We start from the raw sequence: 1912 nt of genomic DNA on the forward strand, positions 1-1912 counted from the left end.
TCTTCCCTTAGGACCTCGATTACTATTTTTGCTTTTTCTTCAGGTGTAAAATGTCTTCTCTTTTCCATAGTTCCATTTTAACTTATTTTTGCTGTTTTGTCTGTCTTAATTTCTGGTATCATTATATCTTATCGGGTTGCTAGCAACATACGCATCAAAGCGGTCGTAAGTTTAATAACCTCCTTTACCATCGGTAAAGGCATTAATGTCTCCGCGGGCATTATGGATATAATAGTAGGCATCCTTATTTTTTACGAGTTCAATAGTTTAATTCTTAAGTTAATAGTATTTTTTAACGCAGATTGTTATTTTTCGCCATTTTTTATGTTTTCTCTACTCTGTGAGACCAAATACATCACACTATATACTCTTCCTTTTTGCTTAACGGTTAAATTTTCCATATTTTTATAGGCATACAATAGGAACTCTAATCTTTCATAATAGTTTTCTACATTTGAATATACGCCTTCTTTATACTTTGAGTCCGCTAGAGGTCTCATACTGTCCATTGCTTCTTTCATCTTTTTGAGTTCAGATTCAAACAAGTCTAAATCCATCTCTTTTAAATTTTCAAGCGAATCGCCATCATTCTCAACAAACTCTGTAGCTATTATATACGACTCTTTAAACCTCTGGTAATTTTCATCGAATTCACTCGTGCCACATGCCACTGTTAAAGATAATATTATCATTAATAATATAATAGGTAATATTTTATTTTTCATAATCATCCAACCTTCTTATTTGTACTTATTGTCTATATTGCTCAAGTCGAATTTCATAAGAGAAACTGACTCCTCATAATTTATATTCATATTCTTAATCGTGTCTAAATACTTAAACAATGCATGATTATACGCATCGTTATACTCACTTAAATTATAGGGAGAACGTGGTTCCTTTATTATGTCTTGTTGTATAGAAGTAATAGCATCAATAAATTTCTGTCTCGGTCCCTTCATCCATAAAAACTGGTCTCCATATACCAAATATTTATAGCTTGAATTATCTATAAATTGAGACTTTTCATAAGCCTTTGCTATCTTTTTGTCCATATAACTGTTAATGCCTAAAAAATCCGGGAAATCAGCTATCCCAGGCTCTTCATTCCACATCACATTCATTCCTGTATATATAACTGTACCAACCAAAGTCACATAAGGGTCCACTCCTCCTGAAGTTTCACTTATAATCTCATATGATTCCTTAATAGTATTAATAATGTCTAAAGCACCAAAATAGAATGCAATGCTGTTTTTTTCACTAACTTCCTCTTGATATCTTTTTCGATATTCTGCACTCCAAGTATAGTCACCAATTCTATAAGAATCTGGCCAACTGTAGTGAAATTCATCAAGTATTTCATCTAACAAAAACCGGACTTCTTCTCTTGCAGCCTCTGTTATCGGGTCAGTTTTTAATGCTGTTATTGTTGGCCCTGAATATGGCGTTTGCCTTATTGTATGTCCATATCTCTTATCTACATTTTTAAAGCAGTTTTTAAAATCATCTGAAGTCCAATCCAGTCCCATCATTGTTCTTAAAATATCATTTGGGTTATTACCTAAAATGCTATCGTATACCTCACTAAAGTCAACCCCCTCTTTGCAGTGGCCGGTTGGGTCAATGTACTTTATTGGGTTGTTGGCAACATAGGTATATAAGTTTAATCCGTCGCCTCTAAAAGTGTCTTCCTGCATAAATCTACCTATACTTGGGTTATAGTACCTTGCCCTCAAGTAATATTGTCCTGTCACAGAATCATGCACTTCTCCTGAGTATTTAAATCTGTTATCTACAGTCTCAACGCAGTCCGATATATTACCAAAAGCATCATAACTGTATCTGTTTACTACTTCTCCCATTCCATCGGTAAGAGCGGTAATGTCTCCGTGGGCATTATGGATATAAT

Annotated in this window: 2 protein-coding genes; both read right to left on the minus strand. The window is 33.9% G+C overall.

The window, feature by feature from the left end:
- Positions 1-305: 305 nt before the first annotated feature.
- Positions 306-725, minus strand: a complete 420-nt coding sequence (locus EFD62_RS17265; RefSeq protein WP_069194465.1) for a hypothetical protein — start codon at positions 723-725, stop codon at positions 306-308.
- A gap of 15 nt (positions 726-740) precedes the next feature.
- Positions 741-1912 (minus strand): RHS repeat-associated core domain-containing protein (locus EFD62_RS18185; RefSeq protein WP_235832708.1); only part of this gene is annotated, 1172 nt, incomplete at its 5' end.

Source organism: Acetivibrio mesophilus, from assembly GCF_004102745.1.
Taxonomy (GTDB): Bacteria; Bacillota; Clostridia; order Acetivibrionales; family Acetivibrionaceae; genus Hungateiclostridium; species Hungateiclostridium mesophilum.